Source organism: Streptomyces boluensis (assembly GCF_009908195.1).
Lineage (GTDB): Bacteria > Actinomycetota > Actinomycetes > Streptomycetales > Streptomycetaceae > Streptomyces > Streptomyces boluensis.
This window is the reverse complement of the sequence record NZ_JAAAHS010000608.1, coordinates 1-2,743: the sequence shown is the minus strand read 5'-3', so window position 1 is coordinate 2,743 and position 2,743 is coordinate 1. Positions and strand designations below refer to the sequence as shown.

3 protein-coding genes are annotated in these 2,743 nt (G+C 68.7%); all 3 read left to right on the top strand.

Going from position 1 to position 2,743, the window contains the following annotated elements; genetic code table 11:
* On the top strand, positions 1-592 hold a 592-nt coding region (locus GUY60_RS36535), incomplete at its 5' end, for an LLM class flavin-dependent oxidoreductase (protein ID WP_161705804.1).
* A gap of 68 nt (positions 593-660) precedes the next feature.
* Positions 661-1,446: an SDR family NAD(P)-dependent oxidoreductase gene (locus GUY60_RS36530; protein ID WP_161705803.1), complete on the top strand. Its 786-nt coding sequence runs from the start codon at positions 661-663 to the stop codon at positions 1,444-1,446.
* A 113-nt stretch (positions 1,447-1,559) separates the two neighbouring features.
* Complete coding sequence (locus GUY60_RS36525) at positions 1,560-2,678, top strand: LLM class flavin-dependent oxidoreductase (protein ID WP_161705802.1); 1,119 nt, start codon at positions 1,560-1,562, stop codon at positions 2,676-2,678.
* The last annotated feature ends 65 nt before the right edge of the window (positions 2,679-2,743 follow it).

Genomic DNA, 2,743 nt, shown 5'->3' with positions numbered 1-2,743 from the left:
GGGCAGCCTGCTCCCCGCGGTCGGGGCCGGGCATGTGCGGGAGGAGTTCGAGGCGCTCGGGGCGGACTTCGAGGGGCGCGGGGGCGTGCTCGACGAGACCGTCGACGCGCTGCGGGCCGCGCTCGGGCCCGAGGAGTACCCCGAACACCGCGGCGAGCGCTACGAGTTCAGCGGACTCGGGCAGCGGCCGCGGCCCGCGCAGTCGCGGGTGCCGATCTGGGTGGGCGGCTCCTCCGTGCCCGCCGTACGCCGGGCCGCGACCCGCGGCGACGGCTGGCTGCCGCAGGGCGACCGGCGCTCCGAACTGCCCGAGAAGATCGCCCGGATCAAGGAACTCCGCGAGGCCGCCGGTATCGAGGAACCCCTCACCGTCGGCACGATCGCGGAGCCGCTGTACGTGGGGGAGCCCGACTGGGACGTGGGTCGGCGCACCCTCTCCGGCAAGGCGGACGCGCTGGCCGAGTCGCTGCGCGCGTACCGGGCGATGGGCGTGCAGCAGATCCAGGTCCGCTTCCGCAGCCGCTCCCGTACCGAACTCTCCGACCAGATGGCCGCGTTCGGCGCGGAGGTGGCCCCGTACCTGAACGACTGAGACACCTCAAAGGACTGAGACGCCCCGATCCACCGACCGGGACACCCCGAGACAATCAAGGAGCACCCATGGGCAAGCTGGACGGCCGTGTCGTCATCGTCACCGGGGCCGCGCGCGGCCAGGGCGAGCAGGAGGCGCGACTCTTCGCGGCGGAGGGCGCGCGGGTCGTGCTCGCGGACGTGCTGGACGAGCAGGGCGAGGCCGTGGCCAAGGAGCTCGGCGAGGACCGCGCCCGGTACGTCCATCTCGATGTGAGCAGCGAGGACGACTGGACGGCCGCGGTGGCCGCCGCGAAGGACGCCTTCGGCAAGGTCGACGGCCTGGTCAACAATGCGGGCATCCTCCGCTTCAACTCCCTCGTGGACACACCCCTCGACGAGTTCATGCAGGTCGTGCAGGTCAACCAGGTGGGCTGTTTCCTCGGGATACGGGCCGTCGCGCCCGCCATCGGGGAAGCGGGCGGCGGCACGATCGTGAATACCGCCTCGTACACCGCGCTCACCGGCATGGCCGCGGTCGGCACGTACGCCGCGACCAAGCACGCGATCCTCGGGCTCACCCGGGTCGCCGCGATGGAGCTCGCGCACAACAAGATCCGGGTCAACGCGGTCTGCCCCGGCGCGATCGACACCGCGATGTCCAACCCGTCGCAGCTCGACCCGACCGCGGACCCGACGGAGACCACGGCGGCGCTCGACGAGCTGTACCGGAAGCTGGTGCCGCTCGGCCGGGTCGGCCGGCCCAAGGAGGTGGCCGACCTGGCCCTCTTCCTGTCCAGCGAGGACTCCTCGTACATCACCGGGCAGCCCTTCGTCATCGACGGCGGCTGGCTGGCGGGGGTCAGCATCTTCTGAGCCGCCGCCCACCAAGTCCTGATGGAGCGTCAGGTATTGACGGTGTCTGTGGGTGGTGGAACAGTCGGGTTCAGCAGGAACTGACGGTGCGTCAGAAATGGTGGTGAGTCTCCTTGGAATTCGGGCTGTTCGTACAGGGGTACGTGGGCAAGCGGGCCGGGACGGATCCGCTCGCGGAGCACAAGGCGCTGATGGAGGAGACCGAGTACGTCATCCAGGCGGACAAGTCCGGCTTCAAGTACGCCTGGGCGTCCGAGCATCACTTCCTGGAGGAGTACTCGCACCTCTCCGCCAACGACGTCTTCCTCGGCTACCTCGCGCACGCCACCGAGCGGATCCACCTCGGGTCCGGCATCTTCAACCCTCTCGCCCAGGTCAACCACCCCGTGAAGGTCGCCGAGAAGGTGGCCATGCTCGACCATCTTTCCGAGGGGCGGCATGAGTTCGGGTCGGGGCGGGGGGCCGGCTCGCACGAGATCCTCGGGTTCATCCCCGGGGTGACCGACATGAACTTCACCAAGGAGATCTGGGAAGAGACCATCGCGGAGTTCCCCAAGATGTGGCTCCAGGACGAGTACCCGGGGTTCCAGGGGAAGCACTGGTCGCTGCCGCCGCGCAAGATCCTCCCGAAGCCGTACGGCAAGTCCCACCCCGCGATGTGGTACGCCGCCGGCTCGCCGCCCTCGTACGCGATGGCCGCGAAGAAGGGTCTTGGGGTGCTCGGCTTCAGCGTGCAGAAGGTCTCCGACATGGAGTGGGTCCTCGAGCAGTACAAGGGCGCCATCAAGGACGCCGAGCCGATCGGTGACTACGTCAACGACAACGTGATGGTGACGTCCACGGCCATCTGCGCGCCCACGCACGCGGAGGCGGTGCGGATCGCGGCTCGCGGTGGGCTGAACTATCTGCAGTCGCTCGTCTTCCGCTACCACGACACGTTTCCGCGGCCGGAGGGCTTTCCGGTGTGGCCCGAGACGCTGCCCGAGTTCAACGAGGAGATCATCGAACTCCTCATCGCCGAGGAGCTGTTGATCTGCGGTGATCCGGATGAGGTGCTTGCGCAGTGTCGGCGGTGGGAGCGGGCGGGGGCGGATCAGTTGTCGTTCGGGTTGCCGATCGGGATCTCCAAGGAGGAGACGTTGCGGACGATTCGGTTGGTCGGGGAGCACGTGATTCCCCGGATCGATACGGATCCGGTCCACCGGACGACGAGGTTCCGTCAGGCCGCCTAGTTCTTCCCCACCCCGCCCCTTCCCGAAAGTCCTCCCCCCGTCTCTTATACACATCCGACGCTGCC